Source organism: Candidatus Omnitrophota bacterium, from assembly GCA_028712255.1.
In the GTDB taxonomy this organism is placed as follows: domain Bacteria; phylum Omnitrophota; class Gorgyraeia; order Gygaellales; family Profunditerraquicolaceae; genus UBA6249.
Genome location: JAQTQJ010000011.1, coordinates 19,585 through 44,820 on the forward strand (window position 1 = coordinate 19,585; position 25,236 = coordinate 44,820).

The window sequence follows — 25,236 nt, forward strand, 5'->3', positions numbered from 1 at the left end:
ATGATAGATAAACATAAGATTAAAAGGATTTTAGCAGTCCGTAATGACAGGTTTGGAGAGTTTTTACTGAATATTCCGGCTCTAAGGGCACTGAAAGAGGAATATCCCCAGGCAAAGCTTACCTTGGCGGTAAATCCTGTAGTTTGTGGATTGGCAAGTATAGTTGAGTGTATTGATGAGGTAGTAGTTTGGGATCAAATTAAGAAGAATTTGAGGAAATATAAATTTGAACTTGGAGTTGTTTTGAATCCTACCAAAGAGGCGCATCTGAATATTTTTCTGGCAGGCATTCCTGTCAGAGTAGGCTATAATAGGAAGTGGGGATTTTTGCTTACTCATAAGCTAAGAGATACAAAGGATATTGGCAAGAAACATGAAGTAGATTCTAATTTAGAGTTAGTTGCTTTAGTTGGAGCGTATACTCAGAATAAGTCTATTTTAATTAAAGTTAATGAAAAGCTTTTTCCTGAACTATCAAATCAGAAAATAATAGCAATACATCCTTTTACCAGTGATCCGGTAAAGCTTTGGGCGATTGATAATTTTAAAGAATTGGCAGGGCGTATTAGGCGGCAATTAGGCCTCAAGGTTATATTAGTTGGGTTATCTCAAGACGCTATAAAAGTAGAGGGCGATATTATAAATATGATTAATAAGACTTCTCTATTGGAATTAGCCGCATTATTAAAACATTGTTCATTACTTATTTCAGGTGATAGCGGGCCAGTGCATTTAGCTGCGGCTGTAGGTACCCCAGTGATAGCGTTATTCAGGAATGATTTAGCCGGTAAGGCTGCTAAACGTTGGGGGCCATATGGAGAAGGACATATTGTGATTGAAAAGAGTAAACTTAGCGATATAAGCATAGATGAAGTATTTAATAGAATAAAGGACAAGGAATGATTTTTAAAAGTGAGACGGATGCTGCGCCTAAAAAATTTAATTTTTTGATCATTAATCCTTTTGGTATCGGGGATGTCTTATTTACTACGCCGGTAATTAAAGCATTAAAGTCTCAATATCCAGATTCCTTTATCGGTTATTGGTCAAATCTAAGGGTTAAGCCGATTCTTGAAACTAACCCTCAGATAAACAAGGTTTTTGCTCTGTCACGCGGCGACTTTAAGAAAATTTTTCAGGAATCATTTTTTAAGGGAATATGGAATGCAATTAAGTTAACTTGGCAGATAAAAAAAGAGCATTTTGACATTTGTCTTGATTTCTCTCTTGATCACCGCTATAGTTTATTTACAAAAATAATCGGTATCAGCCAACGCATTGGATTTAACTATAAGGGAAGAGGCAGGTTTCTTACCAAGCGAATTGATTTGACAGGATATCAGGATAAACACGTAGTTGAATATTATTTAGAGCTTTTAAAATTTCTGAATATTCCTGTGGCAGATAAGAGTCTGTGCCTGAATATTTCTGCGCAGAGCCGGAGGAAGGCGCTAGATTTATTAACTGTTGTCGGAATCCAAGATAATGATTTGATAGTTGGTATTGTCCCTGGAGCAGGAGGTAGTTGGGGTAAGGATTCAGTCTATAAGCATTGGCCGGCATTGAAATTTGCTCAAGTAGCTGGTATGCTTGCCGGGGAGCTTAAAGCAAAAATCGTAATTTTAGGAGATGAATCTGAGCGCAAGATTGCTGAAGTTATTACGCATGTTATGCGTAATAAGCCAATAGATTTTACAGGTAAGATTGGATTGGAGATTTTACCAGCAGTAATTAAAAATTGTAATTTACTCATTACTAATGATGGCGGCCCTATGCATATGGCAGTAGCTTTGGGGGTGAAAACAGTTTCTGTATTTGGCCCGGTAAGCGAGCTGGTGTACGGGCCGTTTCCAGATAGTTTTAAACATGTAGTTTTAAAATGGGATATGTCTTGTCGGCCATGCTATAATAATTTTAGGTTAAGCCCATGTGATAAAGACAGGGAATGTTTAAAATCCGTAAGTGTGAAAGCAGTTTTTGAAGCAGCAGTGAAGTTATTGAGTTAAATAAAGGGGTCGGTTCTATTTTTTAGAACTGGACTCGGGAAAAATAGAACCGTCCCCTTTATTTTATCAGGATATCAAAGGAGATTCATGAATATACCGACATTGGATTTAAAGAAGCAGATTGAGCCGATTCGTCAGGAATTGGATGCGGCAATAAAAGAAGTAATTGATAATACAAGTTTTATTCTTGGATCTGGTGTCGATAAGTTCGAGCGGCATGTTACTGAATATTCCGGCGCAAAATATGCAATTGGAGTTTCAAATGGTACCGACGCTATTTCTCTTGCAATGTTAGCGCTGGGAATTAAGCCTGATGATGGTGTAATTTGTCCTGCGTTTACCTATTATGCGACAGCTGGAGCGGTGGCAAATATAGGGGCTGTCCCGGTTTTTGCGGATATTGATTGCGATACTTATAATATTTCGCTTGAAAGTGTGGAAAAAATATTATCTAGAAAGAATAAATTCAAAATAAAAGCAATTATTCCAGTGCATCTTTACGGGGCTTGTGCTGACATGGATGGGGTTTTGAAGCTGGCGCGTCAGTATAAAATCAAGGTTGTGGAAGATACAGCACAAGCATTCGGGGCAGAGTATCGAGGTAAAAAAGCAGGTACGCTTGGTGATTGCGGCACTGTGAGTTTCTACCCTGGAAAAAATATCGGTGCCTTTGGGGATGCAGGATTAATATTAACAAATATTAAAAACCTGGCAGAAAAAATAAGAATTTTTCGTAATCAAGGTAATAAGGATAAATATTATCATTTATTTTTGGGCCGTAATAACCGCTTAGATTCAATTCAGGCTGCAGTTCTTGATGTTAAGCTGAAATATCTTGATATATGGAATAAAAAGAGGCAGGAGGTTGCGCAGTACTACAATAGGAATTTAGCCGGGCTTAATCTTAAGTTACCGGTTGTAGCTAGAAATTCTACGCATATTTATCATCAGTATGTTCTTAGAGCACAGGTTTCAAATAAAAGCTTCGTGGATTACTTGCAAACAAAAGGAATTGATTCACGGGTATTTTATCCGGTTCCTTTGCATTTGCAGAAATGTTTTAAATATTTAGGATATAAAACAGGAAATTTTCCGGAAGCAGAAAAAGCGGCAAAGCAAACCTTTACTTTGCCGATTTATCCGGAGTTAACTCTGGAGGAAAAAAATTATATCATTTCTCAAGTCGAAACTGTTTCCCTGCCTTGCCGGCAGGCAGCTCAATCGGGAAATAGGGTAAAAATATGACCCTTCCTTAAAAGGTATAGGAAGGCCTACCCTTGCGGGATAAGGAGTTATTGATGGCAAAATTATCGGTTGTAGTTTTAACTAAGAATGAGGAGTCATGTATTGGGCAGTGCCTTGAATCGGTGAAGTGGGCTGATGAAATTATCGTGGTAGATGATGAAAGTACAGATAAGACAGTCGAGATTGTTAAAAAATATAACTGTAAAGTTTTCTTTAGGAAAATGGATGTGGAGGGTAAGCATAGAAATTGGGCTTACGCACAGGCAAAAAATAATTGGGTATTAAGCCTTGATGCAGATGAGACGGTTACGCCTGAATTAAGAATAGAGATTGAGAGCGCAATAGCAACAGATGAATTTGTTGCTTATGACATTCCTTTGCGTAACTTTATTAGTAATTATTGGGTAAAATACGGTGGTTGGTATCCGGCAGCGAAGGTAAGGCTATTTAAAAAAGATAAATTTAAATATGAAGAATCTGAGGTGCATCCGCGCGCCTTTATTGAAGGCTCCTGCGGACATCTAAAATTTGATATCATTCATCGAGGATACCCGGATTTAGAGCATTTTTTAAATAGTGTGAATCGTCAGTCTACTCTTGAAGCGGTAAAATGGATAAATACCGGCCGTAAGATGACGCTACTTTGGGTTTCTTGGAGGGCGGTGGACAGATTTTTTAGAAGATACATCCGTAAGAAATCATATAAGGATGGTATGTACGGGTTTGTTATTGCTTATTTTGACACCTTGTATCAAATATTAAGTTATGTAAAGTTTAGAGAGATGCAGAATAAAAATAAGCAAAGCTTGAATAGGCACTGAATTAAAAAGGGGACGTTTCCCTTTTAGAAGTATAGAATACTAAAAAGGGAAACGTCCCCGTTTAAAAGTTACTTGATTGGTATTAAATTATGAAAGCAATTTTTTTAGATAGAGATGGCGTAATAAATAGGTATCCTGGGGATAAGCTATATGTAACTTCAATAAAGAAATTCAAGTTTTTGCCATATGCAAAAAAAGCAATTGCTTTATTGACCAAAAATGGTTTTAAAATATTTGTAGCATCCAATCAGGCTGGAATAGGTAAGGGTATATATAGCCAGAAAACTTTAAATATGATAACTGTCAAGATGCTCTCTGATATTGAGAAAGCGGGAGGCAGGATTGATAAGGTTTATTATTGTACTCATCGTAAAGAAATAGGTTGCTCCTGTCGTAAGCCAAAACCAGGGTTGTTAAAGATGGCTGCAGAAGAGTTTAAAATTAATTTAAAAGACGCTTATTTTATTGGCGATGCCATACGCGATATCTTTACTGCGAATGCAGCAGGATGCAAGTCTATTCTGGTGTTGACTGGGAAAGAAAAACAAAAAAATCAAAAAAATTGGAAAGTAAAGCCGGATTTTGTATTTAAGAACTTATTGGCGGTAGCTAAATTTTTAAAATAAAAGGGGACGGTTCTATTTTTCTAGAACTGCTCTCTGGAAAAATAGAACCGTCCCCTTTATTTAACAAGTAAAATTATGAAAGTATTAATTACTTATGTTTCAGCAGGCGCCGGGCATCGTAAAGTAGCTGAGGCAATATATGATTACCTAAAAAATAACCGGCAGGATTTAACTCTTGAGCTGGTTGATCTTTTGCCTTTTACCAGCCGATTTTTTCGTTTTTGTTATAATCGCGGTTATCCATTCTTAGTACATTCTGCTGTCTGGTTTTGGGGTTTTTTCTTCTGGATGGCAGAGTTTAACCTGACTCGTCGATTTATCCGTAAAATTTCTTCTATTATAAATTATTTTAGCTGTCAAAAATTCGTAAAATATCTTGAGGATGAGAATTCTGATTTTATCATTTCTACGCATTTCCTTAATTCAGAGCTGGCAGCTGGTTTAAAATTAAAAAATAAAATTAAGTCAAAGCTTATTACTGTGATTACGGATTTTGGGGTACATCCGTTTTGGGTATCTAGGGGAACAGATATCTATATTGCTGCATCAGGGTTTACCAGGGATGAATTATTAAGATCAGGGGTAGATGAAATCCAAATTATGGTTTTAGGGATTCCCTTCAGCCAAAATTTTAGTAAAACTCAAGATAGAAAGCGCTTGGCAGATAAATTTGGTATTTTGGTAGATAAGTTTACGGTGTTGATTATGACGGGGTCATTTGGGACAGGCCCGCTTGAGAAAATTACCCAGAGCCTTTGTGATGAAACGCAAGTATTGGTAGTTTGTGCGAATAATAAATCTCTATTTACGAGGCTGAGGAAAAAAGATTATAAGAGTGTGAGAGTTTTTGGATTTGTGGATAACGTTGGCGAGCTGATGGCGGTTTCTGATATTATGATTACTAAGCCTGGTGGTTCAAGTATTACCGAGTTGTTGGTTATGGGATTAGTCCCTATATTTATAACGGCAATACCCGGCCAAGAGAAAAATAATGCTAAAATTTTGGCTGCTTATGGAGTAGGATTTACACCTGAGAATATTAAGCAGATTAAGAAGTTAGTTATTGATTTAAAGAATGACCCGAAGAAGCTAAAAAGTTTAAAAAACAATGCTATGGCATTGGCTAAGCCATTTGCCTGCCAGGAGCTAGCTGATGTTATACGCTAATGTTGTATTGGGGCTGCCTATTGACGGGCCATTTGATTACCTTGTTCCGCCTGATTTAGAGAATAAAATTACTGTTGGGATAAGGGTTTTGGTAAATTTCCGCAATAAAAGAGAAGTAGCCTATGTAGTTGGATTAAATAAAAAAACCAAGATTAAAAAAATAAAAGAAATTTTGTCAGTTCTTGACCAAGCACCTATTTTAGATGAAAGTATGCTTTTGTTAACTAGGAATTTGGCTCAATATTATTGTTGTTCCTGGGGAGAGGCTATTGAAACTGCGCTTCCTGAAGGATTAAGAAAAGGTAAAGAAACTAAAAAAGGGGACGGTTCTCTTTTTTTTAATAAAGTTACAGGAAAAGAGAACCGTCCCCTTTTTCTTCAAGGGCAGGAGCGTATGTCGGTTTATTTAAAAGAGATTAAGCAATTTTGTGCAGATAGGCGTTCAGTGATTGTTTTGTTTAGTGATATTTCTGAGGCAGAAAGGGCGAAGAAATTAATTGAGCAAGATTCAGGTTTAGAGGTCTTTTTGGTATTCCGTAAACAGCTAAAGGAGCTGGAAGTCTGGGAAAAAATCAGGCAGGCACAATGTTGCATTGTTGTTGGAACACGTTCAAGTATTTTCTCTCCGGTAAATAATTTAGGGTTGATTATTGTTGATCAGGAGGATGATTCTGTTTATAAACAGGAGCAGGTGCCGCATTATCATGCTAGAGAAGTTGGGTTGATGCGTGCTCAAATTGATGGAGCAAAGATTATTTTGGGCAGCTACTGCTTATCTTTGAGAAGCTTTTATCTGGCGCATAAAGAGAATCATGAGTTTAGAATTGTTCCTTCTGAAACAGCATACCCGCTTGTTAAAGTTATTGATTTGAGCCGGCTTGCTTATGCCGAAAGAAAAATTAAATCTATTTTTTCTAAGTTGTTGGCGGATGCAGTATATTCTACGCTTGGTGAAAGAGGAAAAATTCTTCTGGTGATTAACCGTAAAGGTTTTGCAACTTCTGCAAGCTGTCATAATTGCGGCGTGGCTTTGAAATGCCCGCGTTGCAATATTAATTTGGTATTTCATTTTGGAGAGGATAAATTAAAATGCCACCATTGTAATTTCAAGATGGAGCTGCCTAAGATTTGCCCTAATTGTAATGCCGGCTATATTAAGTATTCCGGTATAGGAACAGAAAAAGTTGAAAGCGAATTAGCCCGGATTTTTCCTCAGGCATCCGTTAAGATAATAGATGAGCAAAAAGGCATGGTTAATTTATCTGATGCGGATATTTTTGTGGGCACAGGCTTTGTAGCAAAACAGCAGGGTTCTATAAGGTTTGATTTAATCGGAGTTTTGGCTATAGATAATTCGCTTAACCGGATAGATTTTATGGCTTCTGAAAAAACATTTTCCATGCTTATGAGTTTGGTTAGTTTGACCGCTAAGAAAATGATTATTCAGAGTGCCAACGCCAGCCATCATTGTTTTCAGGCATTGATTAAGAATGACCCTGAATTATTTTATGAAAGAGAATTAGCGCAGCGTAAACAGTTAAATCTTGCACCGTTTAAACATATGATTTTGCTTAAGATTAGGGGAATAAACCCAGAGAAGGTTAAAAAGGCATCCGTTGATTTATTTCAGAGGTTAAATGCTCTAAAGACGGCCAGTATGAAAATATTATCTCTTAATTGCGGCCAGCCTGCTAAGTTACGGGGTAATTTTTATTATCAAATATTAATGCGCGCATCTAGTCCACAAAAAGCCAGCCATTTTTTAAAATCTCACTTAAAAGAATGGCATTATTCAGGTATAATAGTTACGATAGATGTGGATCCGGTTTAAAGAGCGTTAAATTTTGGATTAGCTATAAGCCGTAAGCGTTAAGCATTAGGCCTACAGCTTATAGCTTAAAACTTACAGCTTGTTTTTAGAATTTAGTGCTTGAGGGAGTTAATATGAAAATAGTATTTTTTGGTAGTTCACATTTTGCTGTTGCTTCTCTTGAGGCCTTGATAAAAAACAATTATGAGGTTGTCTGTGTGGTTACTCAGCCGGATAAACAAAGAGGCAGGCATTTGCATCTGTCGGGTACGGATGTTAAGAGCATTGCCTTTGATGAAAAGCTAAAAATTTTCCAGCCGAAGGATATTAAAGCTAGAGAAAGCGTAAAATTTTTAAAAGCTATCGGTGCGGATGTTTTTGTGATCGTAGCCTATGGGCAGATATTATCCCAGGAGGTCTTGGATATTCCTAAAATTATGCCAGTTAACATTCATGCCTCGCTTTTACCGCGCTACCGTGGGGCAGCCCCGATTAATTGGGCAATAATTAACGGAGAGAAAAAGAGCGGGATTACGGTTATTTACGTTGCCCGCTTGATGGATGCCGGCCCAATTATTATGCAGGAAGAGGTAAAGATCGAAAATGAAGATACATCGATAACTCTTGAAGAAAAGTTGCGTATTTGTGGAGCTAGGCTTTTAATTGAGGCCCTTAGGTGTATTGATAGCAGGGATTATCATTTAGTTGATCAGAAAGAAGAGGATGTTATTTATGCTCCAAAGTTAAAGAAAGAAATTGGTTTAATTGATTGGGGCAATTTTGCTGTAAATATTCATAATCAGATAAGAGGGGTCTTGCCTTGGCCGGGAGCCTTTACTAGCTATGGCGGGAAAATACTAAAGATTTTTCATTCGGAAGTTTCCGCAATATTTCCTAATCATAAACCTTTACCCGGTGAAGTAGTCAAGGCGGATAAACATGGTATTGTTATAGCTTGCGGTAGAGGGTTTTTAAAAGTTGACCAACTTCAGCTGGAAGGAGGCAAATGCATGAGCGCGCAGAATTTTATTATCGGCCATAAACTTGCTGCAGGAGAAGTTTTGGGTAAAAAGTAGTTGCAAGATTTAGCCCTTCTGTTATAATTATTCCCTATGCCAGAATTAAGAAAAGATCCAGTTATAGGTAGGTGGGTAATTATTTCCACTGAACGTGCTCGTCGTCCTGATCAATTTGCAAGCCAGACTAAAGATCAGGAGAATCCGTTGGACTGCCCATTTTGCGAAGGCAAAGAAGCAAAAACTCCCCCTGAAATTTATGCTATTCGTCCGCATAATTCTACTCGTAATGCTCCGGGTTGGGATTTACGTGTCGTTCCTAGTATCTCACCTTTTTTAAGAGTAGAAGGCGATCTGGAGCGCCGGGGAAATGGTGTTTATGACGTAATGAACGGAGTAGGCGCGCATGAGATTGTAATTGAAACTAATCAGCATATAGCCAATATGGCGGATTTGAGTGAAGAACAAATTACTAAAATACTTAATTGTTATTCTGATAGAATAATTGATTTGGAGAAAGATATCCGTTTTAAATATGTTTTAGTATTCAAAAATTATGGTAAGGGTTCAGGAGGCACGGCAATCAGGCATACTCGTTCACAGTTGATTGCTACTCCGGTTAACCCTAAGCGAGTAAAAGAGGAGTTAGCAGGCGCGCGCCTCTACTATGAATATCATGAACGCTGCGTATTCTGTGATTTGATTAAACAGGAGTTGGCGCAAAAGGAGAGGGTAATTTTGGATTTGGATGGTTTTTTAGCGGTTACTCCGTTTGCTGCGCGTTTTCCTTTTGAAACCTGGATTTTACCGAAGCAGCATTGTTCGGATTATACCTGTATGGATGCCGAATCACGCAGAAACCTTGCTCGCCTGCTCAAAGCTGTTCTTTTAAAAATGAAAATCGGGTTAAATGATCCGGATTATAATTACGTAATTCATACTGCACCATTCCGAAGACAAAAGAGCGGTTATTGGAAAACTATTGATCAGGATTATCATTGGCATATTGAGATTATGCCTCACTTGACCAAAGTTGCTGGTTTTGAATGGGGAACAGGTTTTTATATCTGTCCTCTTCCTCCGGAGGAAACAGCTAAATTTTTAAGAGAGGTAGAAATTTAAATGGGTGAATTAAGAAGGGATCCGGTTGTTGGCCGATGGGTGATTGTGGATACAGAGCGCCCAAAGAAACCACAAGACATTAAATATGAACAGCATATTCCCGAAGGTGGATTATGTCCGTTTTGTTATGGTAATGAATCTATGACTCCTCCGGAGATAAGCTGTTTTCGTGATCCAGGTACTGCAGCAAATTCTGTCGGCTGGCAGGTACGTGTGGTTGCCAATAAATTTCCGGCTTTACAGATTGAAGGCGATCTTAACCGCAGAGGAATAGGTATTTATGATATGTCAAACGGAATAGGAGCGCATGAAGTTTTAATTGAAAGCCCATACCATAATAAGGATATTCCAGAGCTCTTAGAGCAGGAAATTGAAAGCTATCTTAAAATGTGCTGCGAGCGCCTGGCGGACTTAAAAAAAGACAGTCGTTTTAAATATATTATGGTTTTTCGTAATTATGGAGCTGCCGCCGGGGCGACATTAGAGCATCCTCATACGCAATTGATAGCCTTGCCTATGGTGCCAAAAAATACGCTGGAAGAGATTCACGGCGCGCGTGATTATTATAATTACCGTGAGCGTTGTATATTCTGTGATATCCTTCGCCAGGAGATTGGCGATAAATCAAGAATAATCTTAGAAAATAAATATTTTATTTCTTTCTGTCCTTTTGTTTCCCGGTTTCCATTTGCAATCATGATCATGCCCAAGCAGCATAGTGGTTATTTTAGCCATATTTCATCAGGTCCGGAACTATCGGCCTTAGCACAGATTTTAAAAGATACATTAACAAAACTAAAAAAAGTATTTGTAAATTTATCATATAATTATATAATTCATTCTGCGCCTATTAACGGTGAAGCTGATGTGGAGTATTACCATTGGCATATTGAGATTATGCCAAAGCTTACGCAAGTTGCAGGTTTTGAGTGGGGGACCGGTTTCTATATTGATCCAACCTCGCCTGAATTAGCCGCTCAGTATTTAAAAGCCGTATAGAAGAATTGGGGTAAAGATTACCCACGTTTGCCGATTAGCTGCGAAACAGTTTCCGCTTCAATCGGGAAACTGTTACCAGATTAGGTTGGAAACTGTTTCGTCAAAATATAAAGAGGAGGAGTCAGATGGCAGTTAAAGTCGGTATTAATGGTTTTGGTAGGATTGGTCGTCTTGTGGCGCGCGCAATTTTAGAAAAAAATAGTAAAAACATAGAACTTGTGGCAATCAATGATTTAACTGATGCCAAAAGTAATGCCTATCTTTTTAAGTATGATTCTGTGCACGGACGTTTTAATGGTGAAGTAAAGGCAACTGCTGATGATGTAATCTCAGTTAATGGCAAAGATATTAAAGTTTTAAGCAAAAGAGATCCGGCTGAGCTTCCCTGGAAAGATTTGGGAGTGGAGATTGTAGTTGAATCCACAGGGTTATTTACAATTAAAAAAGATGGAGTGAATAAAAAAGGCAAAGAAGTAAAAGGCGCAGAGAATCATATAACTAAGGGTGGCGCTAAAAAAGTGGTTATCTCTGCTCCGGCTGAAGGAGAAGATATAACGATTGTTATGGGTGTTAATGAGTCAAAGTATGATCCTAAGAATCATCATGTAATTTCCAATGCTTCCTGTACCACCAATTGCCTTGCTCCTGTTGCTAAGGTTATCAACGATAACTGGGGTATTGTGAAGGGGCTTATGACTACGATACATTCCTATACTAATGACCAAAGATTGCAGGATATGGCACACTCAGATTTACGGCGTGCCCGCGCTGCTGCGGTTTCCATGATTCCTACTTCTACCGGAGCTGCTAAGGCAATATCATTGGTTATCCCGGAATTAAAAGGCAAACTTGATGGTTTTGCAATCCGTGTGCCTACACCTAATGTTTCGGTCGTGGATTTGAGCGCAACCTTATCTAAGAAAGTGACTGTTGAGGAGCTAAATGCTGCTTTTAAGGCAGCGGCAGAAGGCTCGATGAAAGAGATACTTGGATACACCGAAGATCCGGTAGTTTCAATTGATTTTAATCATTGTTTATTAAGCTCGATAGTTGATGCCAAAATAACTAAAGTTATTCAGGATGATTTTATTAAAGTGTTGGCCTGGTATGACAATGAGTGGGGTTATTCTAACCGTGTAGTGGATTTATGCGATTATATTGTTAAGAAGGGATTATAAGTCTAAATGGCTGTCCCAATAGTGACTGTCACTATTCTATTTTTTAAGCATTACACCCAGCGCTATAAGGAATTGCGCTGGTGTTACCCTGGTGGGTAAGGAGAAAAGATGGCAAAATTAACCTTAAAAGATATTGATATAAAAAATAAAGTAGTTTTGGTGCGTGCGGATTTTAATGTGCCGCTTGATGCCAACCTTAATATTACTGATGATATACGTATTCAGGCAACTCTGCCTACCTTAAAATATATTTTAGAGAATGGCGCAAAGAAGCTGGTGATTATGAGCCATTTGGGCCGTCCTGATGGCAAGCCGGTTGCCAAATACAGCCTTAAGCCGGTAGTAGCTCGCCTGAAAGAACTCTTAGGGCAAAATGTACTGTTTTTGAGCGATTGTGTAGGTGATAATATTAAGCAGGAAATCGATAAATCGAAAGATAGGGTAATTTTACTGGAGAATCTACGTTTTCACGCTGAAGAGGAGGCTAATGACGCTGGTTTTGCCAAGCAGTTAGCATCTTTGGCTGATATTTTTGTTAATGATGCTTTTGGTACCGCCCATCGCGCACACGCATCTACTGAAGGGGTTACACATTTCTTAAAATCTGCCGCAGGTTTTCTTTTAGAGAAAGAGATTAAATATTTAGGTAGTGCCGTGAGTAATCCTCAGAAGCCCTTTATGGTTATTTTGGGCGGAGCAAAGGTGACGGATAAAATCGGCCTTATTCAGAACCTGCTTCCTAAATGTGACGCCATTCTCGTCGGAGGAGGCATGGCTTATACGTTTCTAAAAGCTCAAGGCAAACAGATTGGTAATTCAAAGCTGGAAAAAGATAAGTTAGATCTAGCTAAATCAATTTTAGACCAAGCTAAAAAATTAAATAAGGAAATCTTGTTACCCATTGATAATGTGGTTGTGGACAATATCGATCCGAATGCCTTAACTGAAATTGTCGCAGATAATATTCCTGATGGCAAAATTGCCGTTGATATCGGACCAAAAACAATTAAGTTATTTGAGGGTAAATTAAAATTCGCTAAAACTATTGTTTGGAATGGCCCTATGGGAATATTTGAAATGGATAATTTTAGCAAAGGGACTCAAAGCCTAGCTGAATTTATTGCTACGTTAAAAACTACCTCGATAATCGGCGGAGGAGATACGGCAGCAGCAATTGCTAAATTTAAATTAGAAGATAAAATGTCACATATCTCAACGGGGGGAGGGGCAAGCCTGGAATTTCTGGAGGGAAAATCTTTGCCAGGGATTGCTGCGCTTACGGAAAAATAAAATGAGGAAAACAATTATTGCCGGAAATTGGAAGATGTATAAGACAATCAATGAATCCATTAATTTAGCCAATGGTTTAAAACGCGAACTCTTTAAATTAGATTTTGCGAAGGTTGATGTGGTGTTATGCCCAGTATTTACCGCTTTAAATGAAGTAGCTGAAGTTTTGAATGAAACGGATATCCAGTTAGGAGCTCAAGATATTTATTGGCAGGATGAAGGGGCTTTTACCGGAGAGGTTTCTGGGCTTATGCTTAAAGATGCCGGCTGCCAGTATGTTATTATCGGGCATTCTGAACGCAGGCAGTTTTTTGGCGAGACTAACGAAACTGTGAATAAAAAGATTAAGGCTAGCTTAAAACACGGATTAGCTCCTATTGTATGTGTGGGTGAGAATCTACAGGAAAGAGAGTCTAATAATACATTTAAGGTGATTAAAGATCATATTGAAAACGGTTTAGTTGACATTAATGTAGATGATATGCTTAAAATAGTAATTGCGTATGAGCCGGTTTGGGCAATCGGCACTGGTAAGACTGCCACCGGCCAGCAGGCGCAGGAAGCGCATAAGTTCATACGTGATTTATTAAAAAAGATTTATGGGGAAGAAGTTGCCAGCCAAGTTAGGATTCAATATGGCGGAAGTGTTAAGCCTGAAAATATTGTAGAATTGATGGGTAAACCGGATGTAGATGGAGCATTAGTGGGTGGAGCAAGCTTAAAGACAGATTCTTTTAGTTCAATAGTAACTAAAGCAAGCGAGGTTGTGAAATGATGACATTTTTGATTATAATCCATGTGACTGCCTGTATAATTTTAATTGGTTTGGTTTTAATTCAGCGTGGAAGAGGAGCAGGGTTAGTCGAGAGTTTTGCCGGAGTTGAGTCGATGTTTGGTACAAAGACAAGCGTTTTTCTTACGCGTACAACTACGATTATGTCTATTGTTTTTTTTATAACCTGCTTGAGCTTGGCGGTATTGTCAGTTAAACAGAGTAAGTCATTGATGCGTGATGTGCGTACTGTTAGGCCAAAGGCAGAATTGCCTAAAACGGCAACAACTAATACTGAAGCAGCTAAGACAGAACAAGTCAAGACAGAACCAGCAAAAGTCCAAGCAGTAAAGGCTGAAACAGAAAAGGTTCAGACGCCAGCACCAACAGCCAAGCCGGATGCAGCAAAAACTAAATAAAGCAGAATAAAAGAATAAAGGGGACGGTTCTCTTGTTCAAGAGAACCGTCCCCTTTTAATTTAAAGATGAAAAATAAAAAATTATTTTGGGTTTTTGCTTTAAGTAGTGCGGTTTATTTTACGCAAGGCATAGAAGGCCTGCCTGCTCAGGGGCTGTTTTATTATCTTAAAGAAACTTTGCATTTTTCTCCTGAAAAAATAATGGTTTTAGGCAGCCTCACTACTTTTGCCTGGCTGGTTAAACCATTAATTGGTTATGCTATAGATAATTCATTTACTAAACGTATTTGGATATTTATTTCTCTTTTACTGGATATAGTTTTTGTTTTACTTTTAGGCTTAATGCAGCTGCCGCTTATTATTTTGGTAGTATTACTCGTTCTTAATTCTTCGGGTGCGGCTTTTCGGGATGTGGCGGTTGATGGAATCATGTGCGTAGAGGGGAAAAAATATCAGGCTACAGGAAAAATCCAAAGCATCCAGTGGGCCTCAATATTAGTGGCTGGATTATTTACCGGCATAGGCGGAGCCTTTATTGCGCAGAAGTGGGATTACAGAATAGGTTTCTTATGTTTAATTCCGATTTATCTGTTAGTTGGTTTACCAACATATTTTTATCAGGAAAACAAAGCAGAAAAGAAGTATTCAACCTTATTTACGGATTTAAAGAGGCTTTTTAGCGATAGAAAGATATTAATTATTGGCCTGTTCATATTTTTATATAAATATTCGCCTTCTTTTGGCACTCCTTTATTTTTTATCCAGCGTGATAGTTTTAAATGGGGCAAGATGTGGATTGGGACACTGGCTACGATAGGTACTTTATTTGGGGTTATTGGTGCGCTGCTTTATTATAAATTTAGCCAGAGGATAAACATTAAGAAATGGTTGTATTTTTCGGTGTTTACCGGCGCCCTGACTACGCTAAGTTATTTATATTACACTCCATTAACCGCGGTTGCCTACGATATAATATATAACCTTATAGGTATGTTTATATTTTTAATGGTTATGGATTTTATGGCCAGGCATTCAATCAAAGGATTAGAGGCGACCTCATTTGCGCTTTTATGCAGTATAAATAACCTATCTGATGTATCAAGTAATCTGTCAGGTGCGTTTTTACTTCCAATAATCGGCTTAAAATGGCTGATCGTTCTATCTGCATTAACTAGCTTTTTTTGTCTGTTCCTCATCAATAAGATTGAATGACCTTAGCAGCTAAATAAAGGGACCGTTTCTATTTTTCAACTAAGTCTGGTGAAGGAAAAATAGAAACGGTCCCTTTATTTAAAGGAAAAATAGAACCGTCCCCTGATTTTTTCTATTGCCATTTTAGGGACTATTCGATATAATATTTAACTATGATGGAACTATTTAAGCCTTATATACTTAGCTTTATTCCGCTTTTTGTGGCGGTGGATGCCATTGGCAATATTCCTATCTACTTATCTTTGGTTGAAAATTTTTCTAAGGCTCAGCAGAAAAAGATAGTTTTGGATGCGGTTACTACGGCTACTGCGGTTGCGGTTATTTTTATGGTTGTAGGCAAGTGGATATTTTCGCTGTTGGGCATAACTATTCCGGATTTTCAGATTGCAGGAGGGGCGCTTTTATTTATTATTGCTGTTCGCTTATTAATGCCAGGGGCTCAGAAAAGTACTTTAACCAACTCGCATGCTAAAGATATGGGTGTATTTCCATTAGGGACCCCTTTAATTACGGGCCCGGCGGTTTTAACCACGACGCTAATGATGATGAATAGTTTTGGCGCCGTACCTACTTTAGTTGCATTGATATTAAATATGATTTTTGTCTGGCTTGCTTTGGTTAAAGCGGATGTAATTATAAAGTTTATCGGCCCAAGCGGTATTCGAGCATTCTCTAAAATAATCTATATATTGTTAGCTGCCATTGCGGTTATGATGATTAGGCATGGCATAGCCGGAGCATTTTTGAAGTGATGCGTAAAGTTTTAACTTTTATTATGGCAGGTGGTAAAGGAGAACGGCTCCTGCCTTTAACCAAAGACCGCACTAAACCGGCAGTCCCTTTCGGCGGGATTTATCGGATTATCGATTTTACTCTAAGCAATTGTATTAATTCAGGGATGCGTAAGATTTATATCTTAACACAATATAAATCCGCTTCTTTGCAAAGGCATATTCGCTTGGGTTGGAATTTTCTGCCTTCGGAGCTAGGCCAGTTTATTGAATTACTTCCTGCCCAACAGCGTATAGGAGATTCCTGGTATTTGGGTACGGCCGATGCCATCTATCAGAACCTCTATACTTTAGAAATGGATAAGCCGGATGAAGTTCTGATTTTAGCCGGTGACCATATCTATAAAATGAATTATTATTCTATGATTGATGTACATCGTGAACAGAATGCGGATCTGACGGTGGGAGTTGTAGAGATCGATAAAACTAAAGCCAAACATTTAGGAGTTATTGAAACGGATCCTAATGGAAGGGTCACGGGTTTTCAGGAGAAACCGGTAAATCCTAAAACTATTCCCGGAAGTCCCGATAAAATTTATGGTTCAATGGGGATATATGTATTCAATCAGTCTGTCCTGATGCAGGAGTTATTGGAGGATGCCAGGAATCATAAATCATCACATGATTTTGGTAAAGATATTATTCCTCAGATGTTAAAAAAAGGAATGAAGATTATTGCCTATGATTTCCGTAATAAAGACAAGGAAGAGGAATATTGGCGGGATATTGGAACTATTGATGCCTATTATGAAGCAAATATGGAGCTAATTCAGGTAAATCCCACATTTAATCTTTATGATCAGGAGTGGTTAATCAGGACTTTTCAGGAGCAATATCCACCGGTTAAAACTGTGCATTCGGGGGACAAAGAAGAAGGGCGGGTGGGATTGGTGCTTGATTCGATAGTTTCCGAAGGTTGCGTTGTTAGCGGCGGCAGAGTGCAGCGTTCAATATTATCACCGAATGTTCGAATAAATAGTTTCTCTGAAGTGTATGATTCAATTTTAATGGAAGGGGTTAATGTCGGCAGGTATGCTAAGATTAAACGCGCCATTATTGATAAAGATGTGAATATTCCACAGGGGATGATTATCGGTTTTAATTTAGAAGAAGATAAAAAGAGGTTTTTTGTCAGTGAATCAGGAATTGTTGTAGTCGCCAAAGGAACAGAAATTAAGTGACCACGCGTAGCGTGGTCATCCCCGTGAAAAGCGGGGATCTAAAAGAATGGATTCCCGCTTTTCACGGGAATGACTAAAGTAAGGAAACGATGATTAGAAAAGCCAAAATAAAAGATATTAAACAAATTCAGGGGTTGATTGGTTATTTCGCAAGGCAGGATGTTATGCTGCCTCGTTCACTTAATGAGCTTTATGAGAATATCCGTGATTTTTGGGTTTATGAAGATAAAGGAAAGATAACCGGTTGCGCTGCCTTACATATCTCTTGGGATGATTTAGCGGAAATTAAATCTTTGGCAGTTGCTAAAAATAAGCAAGGAAAAGGTTTGGGCCGTGATTTAGTTTTGGCTTGCCTTGCAGAAGCCCAAGTGATGGGAGCAAGAAAAGTTTTTGCGTTAACCTACAAACCCAATTTTTTCAAAAAGTTAGGGTTTAGAAAGATAAAACATGAGGCACTGCCGCATAAAATCTGGGCGGAGTGTATTAACTGCTGTAAATTCCCCAACTGCCAGGAGATTGCCCTGCTAAAATCATTGTAAAAATAAATTTATATGCTATAATTTTTGATTTGCAATTATAAGCATAAGCTTTAAGCTGTAAGTATTAAGTTTTAAGCTTACAGCTTATAACTTAAGGCTTACAGCTTAACAATCAGGAGGAAACAAATGGATTATTTATTGACCGATGAACAAAAGATGATCAAGGATTTGGCGCATAAGATTGCCGAAGAAAAGATTCGTCCGGCAGCGGCTAAATATGATATTAGCGAAGAGTACCCCTGGGATGTTTTAAAGGTCATGGGTGAATCTGATATGTTTGGTTTATTTATTCCTGAAGAGTACGGCGGTTTTGCCAATAGCACAATGAATCTATGCTTGGCAACCGAAGAGTTTTCCCGTGCCTGCGGCGGTATTGCAGTTTGCTATGCGGCCAGCGCTCTGGGGACAATCCCGATTGTTTTGTTTGGTACCGATGAACAGAAGAAAAAATATTTACCTGACCTAGCTAAAGGTAAAAAGGTTGCGGCATTCGCCATTACTGAACCTGAGGCTGGATCTGATGCTTCAGGAATTAAAACTGTTGCTAGAAAAGAAGGAAAGCATTATATTTTAAATGGCCTCAAGCATTTTATTACTAACGGCGGAGATGCCGAAACTTATGTTGTAATTGCCATGACTGATAAAACAAAAGGAGCTCGTGGGGCAACTGCATTTATCGTTGAAAAAGGAACTCCTGGTTTTACTTTTGGTAAAAAAGAGGATAAATTTGGTATTCGCGCCTCAAGTACGCGCGAACTGATTTTTACTGATTGTTTGATCCCAGAGGAGAATTTATTGGCAAAAGAAGGCATGGGTTTTATCGTCACTATGAGGACTTTTGATATGTCGCGGCCGGGTGTTGCGGCTCAGGCATTAGGTATTGCCCAGGGGGCTTTGGAGTTAGCAGTAAAATATGTGCGCGAAAGAGTACAGTTTGGTAAACCGATATCCAGTTTCCAAGGAATCCAGTGGATGATAGCAGATATGGCTACGGAAATCGAAGCAGCCCGCGGTTTAGTTTATTCTACCGCTAGAATGCTTGATGCCGGAGTAAAGGATGTATCTAAAGAATCGGCAATGGCCAAGATGTATGCTTCAGATGTAGCGATGAAGGTTAGCGTAGATGCTTTGCAATTATTCGGCGGATACGGATATATGAAAGATTATCCGATTGAAAAATATGTACGTGATGCTAAAATTACCCAGATCTATGAGGGGACAAACCAGGTGCAGCGCGGTATTATTGGTTTGAAAGTAATTAAGGAAATGGCCAAATGAGTGGTAAACTATAAGTCCTAAGCTTTAAGCTTACGGCGGCTTATAGCTTATAACTTACAGCTTACAGCTAAAGATTAAATATGAATATAATCGTTTGTATCAAACAGGTTCCTGAGACTACTGAAGTAAGGATTAACCCTGAGACCAATACACTGATGCGCGAAGGGGTCAAGGCGATTATAAATCCTTTTGATATGTATGCTATTGAAGAAGCAGTGAGGCTTAAGGAGAGATTTGGCGGTAAGATTAGCGTGCTTACCATGGGGCCGCCTCAGGCAGATCAGGCTTTGCGTGAAGCAATTTCTATGGGTGCTGATGAAGGTTATTTAGTTTGCGACCGTGCCTTTGCCGGAAGCGATACTTGGGCAACCAGCTATACTTTGGCAGGAGCAATTAAGAAGCTGGGAGCTTTTGATTTGATTATTTGTGGCAAACAAGCTTCAGATGGAGACACGGCGCAGGTTGGCCCGGGAATATCCACGCATTTGAATATTCCGCAGGTAACTTATGTTAAAAAAGTAGAAGAGGCAACGGATAAGTCTATGCGCCTGGAAAGAATGCTGGAAGAGGGATATGAAATTATTGAAACACCGCTTCCTGCGCTTTTAACCGTAGTTAAGGAGATCAACGAACCAAGGATTCCTTCGTTAAAAGGCTTAATGCGCGCAAAAAGCGCCAAAATTACTATGTTGACTCAAAAGGAGCTGGATTTGGATCCGCAACAGATTGGTTTATGCGGTTCACCTACTCAGGTAGTAAAGATATTTACTCCAACACCAAGGGTTGGCGGCCAGATACTTAAAGGCGAGATTGACGAGATTGCCAAAGAGCTGGTGAGTTTAATTAAAGACGAGGTTAATTAAAAAATGTCTATTGCTATTATCGTTGAGAAATGCACCGGTTGTTCTTTGTGCGTTAAAGCCTGTCCTTTTGATGCTATTCGGATTATGGATAAGAAGGCATCAGTTGATTTGCATAAGTGTACACTTTGCGGCTCATGTAAAGATGTATGCAAGTTTAAAGCGGTTTTACTAGAGAAGACCCCGGCTCAATGTGAATTGCCTGATATAAAAGATTATAAAGGAATTTGGGTTTTTATCGAACAGAAGAATGGCCGGGTGCAGTCGGTTTCATACGAATTATTAGGCAAGGCTCAAGAGTTGGCTAAGAAATTAAATTGCCAGGTAAGCGGGGTATTAATTGGAGATAAAATAGAAGATCAATTGGATGAATTAATTTTCTGCGGGGCAGATAATATCTATTTAGTAGAAGCTCCTGAGTTGGCTAATTTCCAGGATGAGCCATATACGAATATTTTAGTAGAGTTGGTTAAGAAATATAAGCCTGAAATTCTCTTGTGTGGAGCAACAAATATTGGCAGGAGCTTGATTTCTCGCGTGGCTATAAATATCAAGGCAGGACTAACCGCAGATTGCACGGGGTTGGATATTGACCCGGATAAAAAGATTCTATTGCAGACGCGCCCGGCTTTCGGCGGCAATATCATGGCTACAATTATTTCTCCCAATTACCGCCCGCAGATGGCAACAGTAAGGCATAAAGTTTTTGTCCCCATGCCCGCTGATAAAAAACGCAAAGGTAAGATTATAAAGGAAAGTTTCGACAATTCTCTTTATGTTTCACGCACAAGGCTTATTGATATTGTTGAAGAGATTGAATCTACGGTAAATTTATCCGAAGCAAATATTATTGTTTCCGGAGGCCGCGGGATAGGCTCTCATGAAAATTTTAAATTATTAGAAGACCTGGCTCATGTTTTAGGGGCTGCAGTCGGCTCATCGCGTGCGGCGGTGGATTCCGGTTGGATGCCTTATTCGCATCAAGTTGGACAGACCGGCCGTACAGTTGGCCCGAAGATCTATTTTGCATGCGGGATAAGCGGCCAAATTCAGCACCTTGTTGGAATGCAGTCTTCAAAAATTATCGTTGCCATCAATAAAGATCCTGAAGCTCCAATTTTCAAAGTTGCTACCTATGGAATTGTCGGCGATCTTTTTCAGGTTGTTCCTGCTTTAACGCAAGCTTTCAAAATAGCTCTCCGGAAATAAAGTTAAATCTAGGGGACGGTTCTCTTTTTAAAATTTAAAAAAGAAAACCGTCCCCATGTTTTTGGTATTATTTGCATGTATATGTTAAAGAATGTAAAGATTCTCCTTGACAAAAAAGGGCTTTTTTGTTTATAATAAACCTATGGTAAATAACAATTTGATGACTATTGAAGACCTGGCGGACTATTTAAAAGTTACCCGCCGCACTATTTATGATTGGCTAAAGCATAATAAGATACCTGCGCTAAAACTTGTAGGCCAATGGCGCTTTAAAAAAGATAAGATTGACGACTGGCTTGATGGCCAGTCCCAACCTCATTAACATGCGGCGCTAATTGGTATTGCGCCGGTGTATGTTTCTACATTAGGAGGAATTAAATATGTATTTTAAAAGACTAGAATTGGTTGGTTTTAAATCATTTTGCGATAAGACTACGCTTAATTTTGAGCCGGGAATTACCGCTGTTGTCGGGCCGAATGGCTGCGGAAAATCGAATATTTTTGATTCTATCCGTTGGGTTCTAGGGGAGCAGTCGGCAAAATCATTACGCGGTTCAGAGATGCTTGATGTTATCTTTAATGGTACGGATAACAAGGAGCCGCTGAGCATGGCTGAGGTAAGCCTGACTTTTGATAATACCAGCCGTTTTTTTAATGTTGATAATCCGGAGGTGTTGATTACCCGCAGGCTTTTTCGATCAGGGGAAAGCGAATATATGCTTAATAAAGCCACAGTGCGGCTTAAGGATATTCTGGATCTGTTATTAGGAACGGGTATTGGTGCTGAAAGTTATTCTATTATTGCCCAGGGGAAAATTGATTTGGTATTAAGTTCTCGCCCGGAAGACCGCAGGATTGTTTTTGATGAGGCAAGTGGAATAAGTAAGTATAAAGCTCAGAAAAGAGAAACTATGCGTAAGCTGGAAGAGACCGAACAAAATCTTCTGCGTGTAAATGATATTGTTACAGAAGTTAGGCGTCAGATTGGATCTTTAGAGCGCCAAGCTAATAAAGCGCGAAAATATAAGGAAATTTTTGAAGAACTGAAATTGAAAGAAATTGACTTGGCTGTCCTTGATAAAAAAAATCTGCTCAAAGAAAAGGACGAACTTATTCATCAACTGGCTGTTTTGGAAAAAGAAGAGTCATCTTTGAATGAATTAGTCAGGCAACAGGAAGAAAAGATTGCTAACCGTCAGTCGGAGTTAAAAACTTTAGAACAAGCCTTAATGGATGTGCGCAGTCAAATGCTCAGTTTGGAAAACAGCCTGATACGCAATAACGAACATATTAATTTTAATCAGCAGCGTATAGTCGAATTAACCCAGAATTATGGAGTTTTAGTTGGGCAGATTGATCAGGCTCATGCCAAGCTCGTCCAGGACCAGGAGAAGCTGCAAAAGGTACGTAGTGAGTACGCAAGCCTCAAAGAGAATATAGACAGTAAACAATCTGTTTTGGAACAGAAGGAAGATGAAATCAATAAGCTAGGCGTTCTTATTAAAAACTCCCTAGAGGTTATTTCCGAAAGCAAAAAATTAATTTTAGATTTAGAGGCTGCAATTTCCAATGTTCATAATGAAATAGGGAATTTCAACTCTAGGCATCAGGTATTCTTGGCGCGTAAAAAAAGGTTAGAAATTGAAAAAGCTAAAGTTTATGAAGAGAAGGTGATCACTGAGGAAGTCCTCAAAAAGGTTGCTGAGGAGTTGATAGCTACCCGTACGCTGGTTGATGAATTTAGTAAAAAGATATCTGATGTAAAGATAAGCCTCCAGCAGGAAGGGCAAAATTTGAATGAGATTAATAAAGAGATTGCCAATCTTGAAAATGAAAAAATTACCCTGGTTTCCCACAAGGAATTTTTAGAGAAATTAAAGAGTAAATATGATGATATTGGTGAATCTTTGAATGCGGTGATTTATCTGGATAAGGCGCCAAGTGAGAGCCTGACCGGATTGGTGGTAAAGATTCAGAATCAAGGCCTTTTTGAAAAAGATGGTCATATAGCGGATACCTCTGTTTTTAAAATAAGCGGAGAGGCCAAGCCCATCGAATTAGATACGCGCAATATTGATGAAAAGATTTTAAAAATAGAGGAGAATCTTGGTGAACTGAGGAACAAAATGATATTGCGTCAGACCTGCATTTCGGAGTTAACTAAGATGTCCGTGGATCTTGAGCAAGAACTGCGCAATCACGAGATTACGTTAGCTAATAAAGAATCTAGCTGCCAGGCGACTCAGGAACAATTTAATAAAATTAAAGAAGAAGAGGATGTTATTGTAATGGAGCTTTCTGATGTAGGGCGCGAGATTACTGCAATCGAGCAGAATTTAGCTACTTTTCAGGAGCAGCTTTCTAGTTTAAATAACCAACAAAGGCTTAAACAGGATTTAATTGGGCAAGAAGAGGACGCCATTACGTTAAACAGTAAGGCGCGTGAGGAAGTCCTGGTTTTGATTACTCAAACTAAAACTGAAATTGAAGCGCTTAATAAGCGTTTTAGTTCCGATGAGGCGACTCTAAAAATCTTAGATGAAACCTATGCTCAGGATAAGGGGAGCCTGGAGAATATTGAGAGGCAAATTAACGAAGCCAAAGAGCGCCAAGATGCTTTGAAGTTTGAAATTACGCAATGCCAGGATTTGATTAAGCAGTCAGAAATTTTAATTGAACAAAAAAAAGGTGAATTTTATCAAGTTGAACTTAAATACAATGAGGTTTCCGGGGGAACAGCCGGGTTAGTCAAGAAGATTGAGGCTGACCGTAAGGCGCTTGACCAGGTTAAAAACCAATTGCATGATTTAGCGATGCGTGATAAAGATTTGGATTATCGCTATGCGACAATAAAGGAAAGGATGCTTTCTGCTTATAGAATAGATTTAGATCAACAGAATCAACAAGATAAAGAATTAGGCAAAGAAGGGCTCTCTGAGGAGATCAATGAATTAAAAAGAAAGCTTGATTCCTGCGGCTCGGTAAATTTAGTTGCCATAGAAGAGTACGATGAGTTAAAGAAGCGTTACGATTTTCTTATTCAGCAACAGACTGACCTTGGCCAGGCAAAAGAATCTTTGCATCAGGCAATTTTAAAAATTAACCGTACTACAAAGCAGATGTTTATGGAGACATTTGAGAAAGTGAAGGTGGAATTTAAGAACTATTTTCGCCTGCTTTTTAACGGCGGTGACGCGCAGCTTTTCTTGCTTGATGAGAATGATCCGCTTGAGTCGGGGATTGAGATTATCTGCCGGCCTCCGGGAAAGAAACTGCAGAATGTACTTCTTCTTTCCGGCGGCGAGAAAACCATGTCGGCAATTGCTTTGATATTTGCGATTTTTAAAGTTAAGCCTTCGCCATTCTGCATTTTGGATGAGATTGATGCTGCTCTTGATGAAGCCAACGTTGACAGGTTCTCAAGAGTCTTGCAGGAGTTTGCCAAGAGCTCCCAGTTTATTGTGATTACCCATAACAAAAAAACAATTGTTAATGCCAATATTATGTATGGTATTACTATGGAACAGTCTGGAGTTTCTAAGATAGTTTCCGTAAAATTGTCGCAGAATAAAGAAAAGGAAAAACAAGAGGAACCAATCCTGTCATCCTGAGGGAGCATGGTGATTTCCGTCATTCTGAGCCCGAAGGGCGAAGAATCTAAAGACGAGATCCTTCCCCTTCACTTCGTTCAGGGT

General features: G+C 38.9%; 23 protein-coding genes. All 23 read left to right on the top strand.

The features are described from left to right. Nucleotides 1–903 (top strand): glycosyltransferase family 9 protein, encoded by a 903-nt coding sequence (locus PHC29_06105; protein MDD5109063.1) that lies wholly within the window; start codon nucleotides 1–3, stop codon nucleotides 901–903. Next, nucleotides 900–2,006 carry a glycosyltransferase family 9 protein gene (locus PHC29_06110; protein MDD5109064.1) on the top strand — a complete coding sequence of 369 codons (1,107 nt, stop codon included), beginning with the start codon at nucleotides 900–902 and terminating at the stop codon, nucleotides 2,004–2,006. Before PHC29_06105 ends, PHC29_06110 begins: the two co-directional genes overlap by 4 nt. Before the next feature lie 87 nt (nucleotides 2,007–2,093). Next, a complete protein-coding gene (locus tag PHC29_06115; protein MDD5109065.1) occupies nucleotides 2,094–3,251 on the top strand; it encodes a DegT/DnrJ/EryC1/StrS family aminotransferase in 1,158 nt (385 codons plus the stop codon). A gap of 53 nt (nucleotides 3,252–3,304) precedes the next feature. After that, nucleotides 3,305–4,072: a glycosyltransferase family 2 protein gene (locus tag PHC29_06120; GenBank protein MDD5109066.1), complete on the top strand. Its 768-nt coding sequence runs from the start codon at nucleotides 3,305–3,307 to the stop codon at nucleotides 4,070–4,072. A gap of 89 nt (nucleotides 4,073–4,161) precedes the next feature. Next, complete coding sequence (gene gmhB, locus PHC29_06125; GenBank protein ID MDD5109067.1) at nucleotides 4,162–4,698, top strand: D-glycero-beta-D-manno-heptose 1,7-bisphosphate 7-phosphatase; 537 nt, start codon at nucleotides 4,162–4,164, stop codon at nucleotides 4,696–4,698. 75 nt (nucleotides 4,699–4,773) lie between these two features. Beyond that, entirely contained in the window at nucleotides 4,774–5,865 is a 1,092-nt protein-coding gene (locus tag PHC29_06130; GenBank protein ID MDD5109068.1) for a glycosyltransferase, read from the top strand. Continuing rightward, nucleotides 5,852–7,696, top strand: coding sequence for a primosomal protein N' (gene priA / locus PHC29_06135; GenBank protein MDD5109069.1), 1,845 nt, complete (start codon nucleotides 5,852–5,854; stop codon nucleotides 7,694–7,696). Before PHC29_06130 ends, priA begins: the two co-directional genes overlap by 14 nt. Before the next feature lie 113 nt (nucleotides 7,697–7,809). Then, the gene (gene fmt, locus PHC29_06140) at nucleotides 7,810–8,751 is read left to right on the top strand and encodes a methionyl-tRNA formyltransferase (GenBank protein MDD5109070.1); all 942 of its coding nucleotides are present in this window, start codon (nucleotides 7,810–7,812) and stop codon (nucleotides 8,749–8,751) included. Nucleotides 8,752–8,787: 36 nt separating this feature from the next. Further along, complete coding sequence (galT, locus tag PHC29_06145) at nucleotides 8,788–9,813, top strand: galactose-1-phosphate uridylyltransferase (GenBank protein MDD5109071.1); 1,026 nt, start codon at nucleotides 8,788–8,790, stop codon at nucleotides 9,811–9,813. Further along, entirely contained in the window at nucleotides 9,814–10,812 is a 999-nt protein-coding gene (gene galT, locus PHC29_06150) for a galactose-1-phosphate uridylyltransferase (GenBank protein ID MDD5109072.1), read from the top strand. 125 nt (nucleotides 10,813–10,937) lie between these two features. Further along, the gene (gene gap / locus PHC29_06155; GenBank protein ID MDD5109073.1) at nucleotides 10,938–11,990 is read left to right on the top strand and encodes a type I glyceraldehyde-3-phosphate dehydrogenase; all 1,053 of its coding nucleotides are present in this window, start codon (nucleotides 10,938–10,940) and stop codon (nucleotides 11,988–11,990) included. A gap of 108 nt (nucleotides 11,991–12,098) precedes the next feature. Further along, the gene (locus PHC29_06160; GenBank protein ID MDD5109074.1) at nucleotides 12,099–13,280 is read left to right on the top strand and encodes a phosphoglycerate kinase; all 1,182 of its coding nucleotides are present in this window, start codon (nucleotides 12,099–12,101) and stop codon (nucleotides 13,278–13,280) included. Between the two features lies 1 nt (nucleotide 13,281). Beyond that, nucleotides 13,282–14,055 (top strand): triose-phosphate isomerase, encoded by a 774-nt coding sequence (gene tpiA / locus PHC29_06165; protein MDD5109075.1) that lies wholly within the window; start codon nucleotides 13,282–13,284, stop codon nucleotides 14,053–14,055. Continuing rightward, complete coding sequence (secG, locus tag PHC29_06170; protein ID MDD5109076.1) at nucleotides 14,052–14,471, top strand: preprotein translocase subunit SecG; 420 nt, start codon at nucleotides 14,052–14,054, stop codon at nucleotides 14,469–14,471. Before tpiA ends, secG begins: the two co-directional genes overlap by 4 nt. Before the next feature lie 66 nt (nucleotides 14,472–14,537). Then, on the top strand, nucleotides 14,538–15,683 hold the full coding sequence (locus tag PHC29_06175; GenBank protein ID MDD5109077.1) for an MFS transporter: 1,146 nt from the start codon (nucleotides 14,538–14,540) through the stop codon (nucleotides 15,681–15,683). A gap of 152 nt (nucleotides 15,684–15,835) precedes the next feature. Then, nucleotides 15,836–16,435 (top strand): MarC family protein, encoded by a 600-nt coding sequence (locus PHC29_06180; GenBank protein ID MDD5109078.1) that lies wholly within the window; start codon nucleotides 15,836–15,838, stop codon nucleotides 16,433–16,435. Then, a complete protein-coding gene (glgC, locus tag PHC29_06185) occupies nucleotides 16,435–17,655 on the top strand; it encodes a glucose-1-phosphate adenylyltransferase (GenBank protein MDD5109079.1) in 1,221 nt (406 codons plus the stop codon). The genes PHC29_06180 and glgC overlap by 1 nt, the downstream gene beginning before the upstream one ends. An 89-nt stretch (nucleotides 17,656–17,744) precedes the next feature. Continuing rightward, nucleotides 17,745–18,194, top strand: coding sequence for an N-acetyltransferase (locus PHC29_06190; protein ID MDD5109080.1), 450 nt, complete (start codon nucleotides 17,745–17,747; stop codon nucleotides 18,192–18,194). Between the two features lie 126 nt (nucleotides 18,195–18,320). Next, nucleotides 18,321–19,472, top strand: a complete 1,152-nt coding sequence (locus PHC29_06195) for an acyl-CoA dehydrogenase family protein (GenBank protein MDD5109081.1) — start codon at nucleotides 18,321–18,323, stop codon at nucleotides 19,470–19,472. An 80-nt stretch (nucleotides 19,473–19,552) separates the two neighbouring features. Next, nucleotides 19,553–20,335: an electron transfer flavoprotein subunit beta/FixA family protein gene (locus PHC29_06200; GenBank protein ID MDD5109082.1), complete on the top strand. Its 783-nt coding sequence runs from the start codon at nucleotides 19,553–19,555 to the stop codon at nucleotides 20,333–20,335. Nucleotides 20,336–20,338: 3 nt separating this feature from the next. Continuing rightward, nucleotides 20,339–21,541 carry an FAD-binding protein gene (locus PHC29_06205; GenBank protein ID MDD5109083.1) on the top strand — a complete coding sequence of 401 codons (1,203 nt, stop codon included), beginning with the start codon at nucleotides 20,339–20,341 and terminating at the stop codon, nucleotides 21,539–21,541. A 142-nt stretch (nucleotides 21,542–21,683) separates the two neighbouring features. Further along, nucleotides 21,684–21,863 carry a helix-turn-helix domain-containing protein gene (locus PHC29_06210; protein MDD5109084.1) on the top strand — a complete coding sequence of 60 codons (180 nt, stop codon included), beginning with the start codon at nucleotides 21,684–21,686 and terminating at the stop codon, nucleotides 21,861–21,863. A gap of 58 nt (nucleotides 21,864–21,921) precedes the next feature. Further along, nucleotides 21,922–25,152, top strand: coding sequence for an AAA family ATPase (locus tag PHC29_06215; protein MDD5109085.1), 3,231 nt, complete (start codon nucleotides 21,922–21,924; stop codon nucleotides 25,150–25,152). Nucleotides 25,153–25,236: the final 84 nt, after the last annotated feature.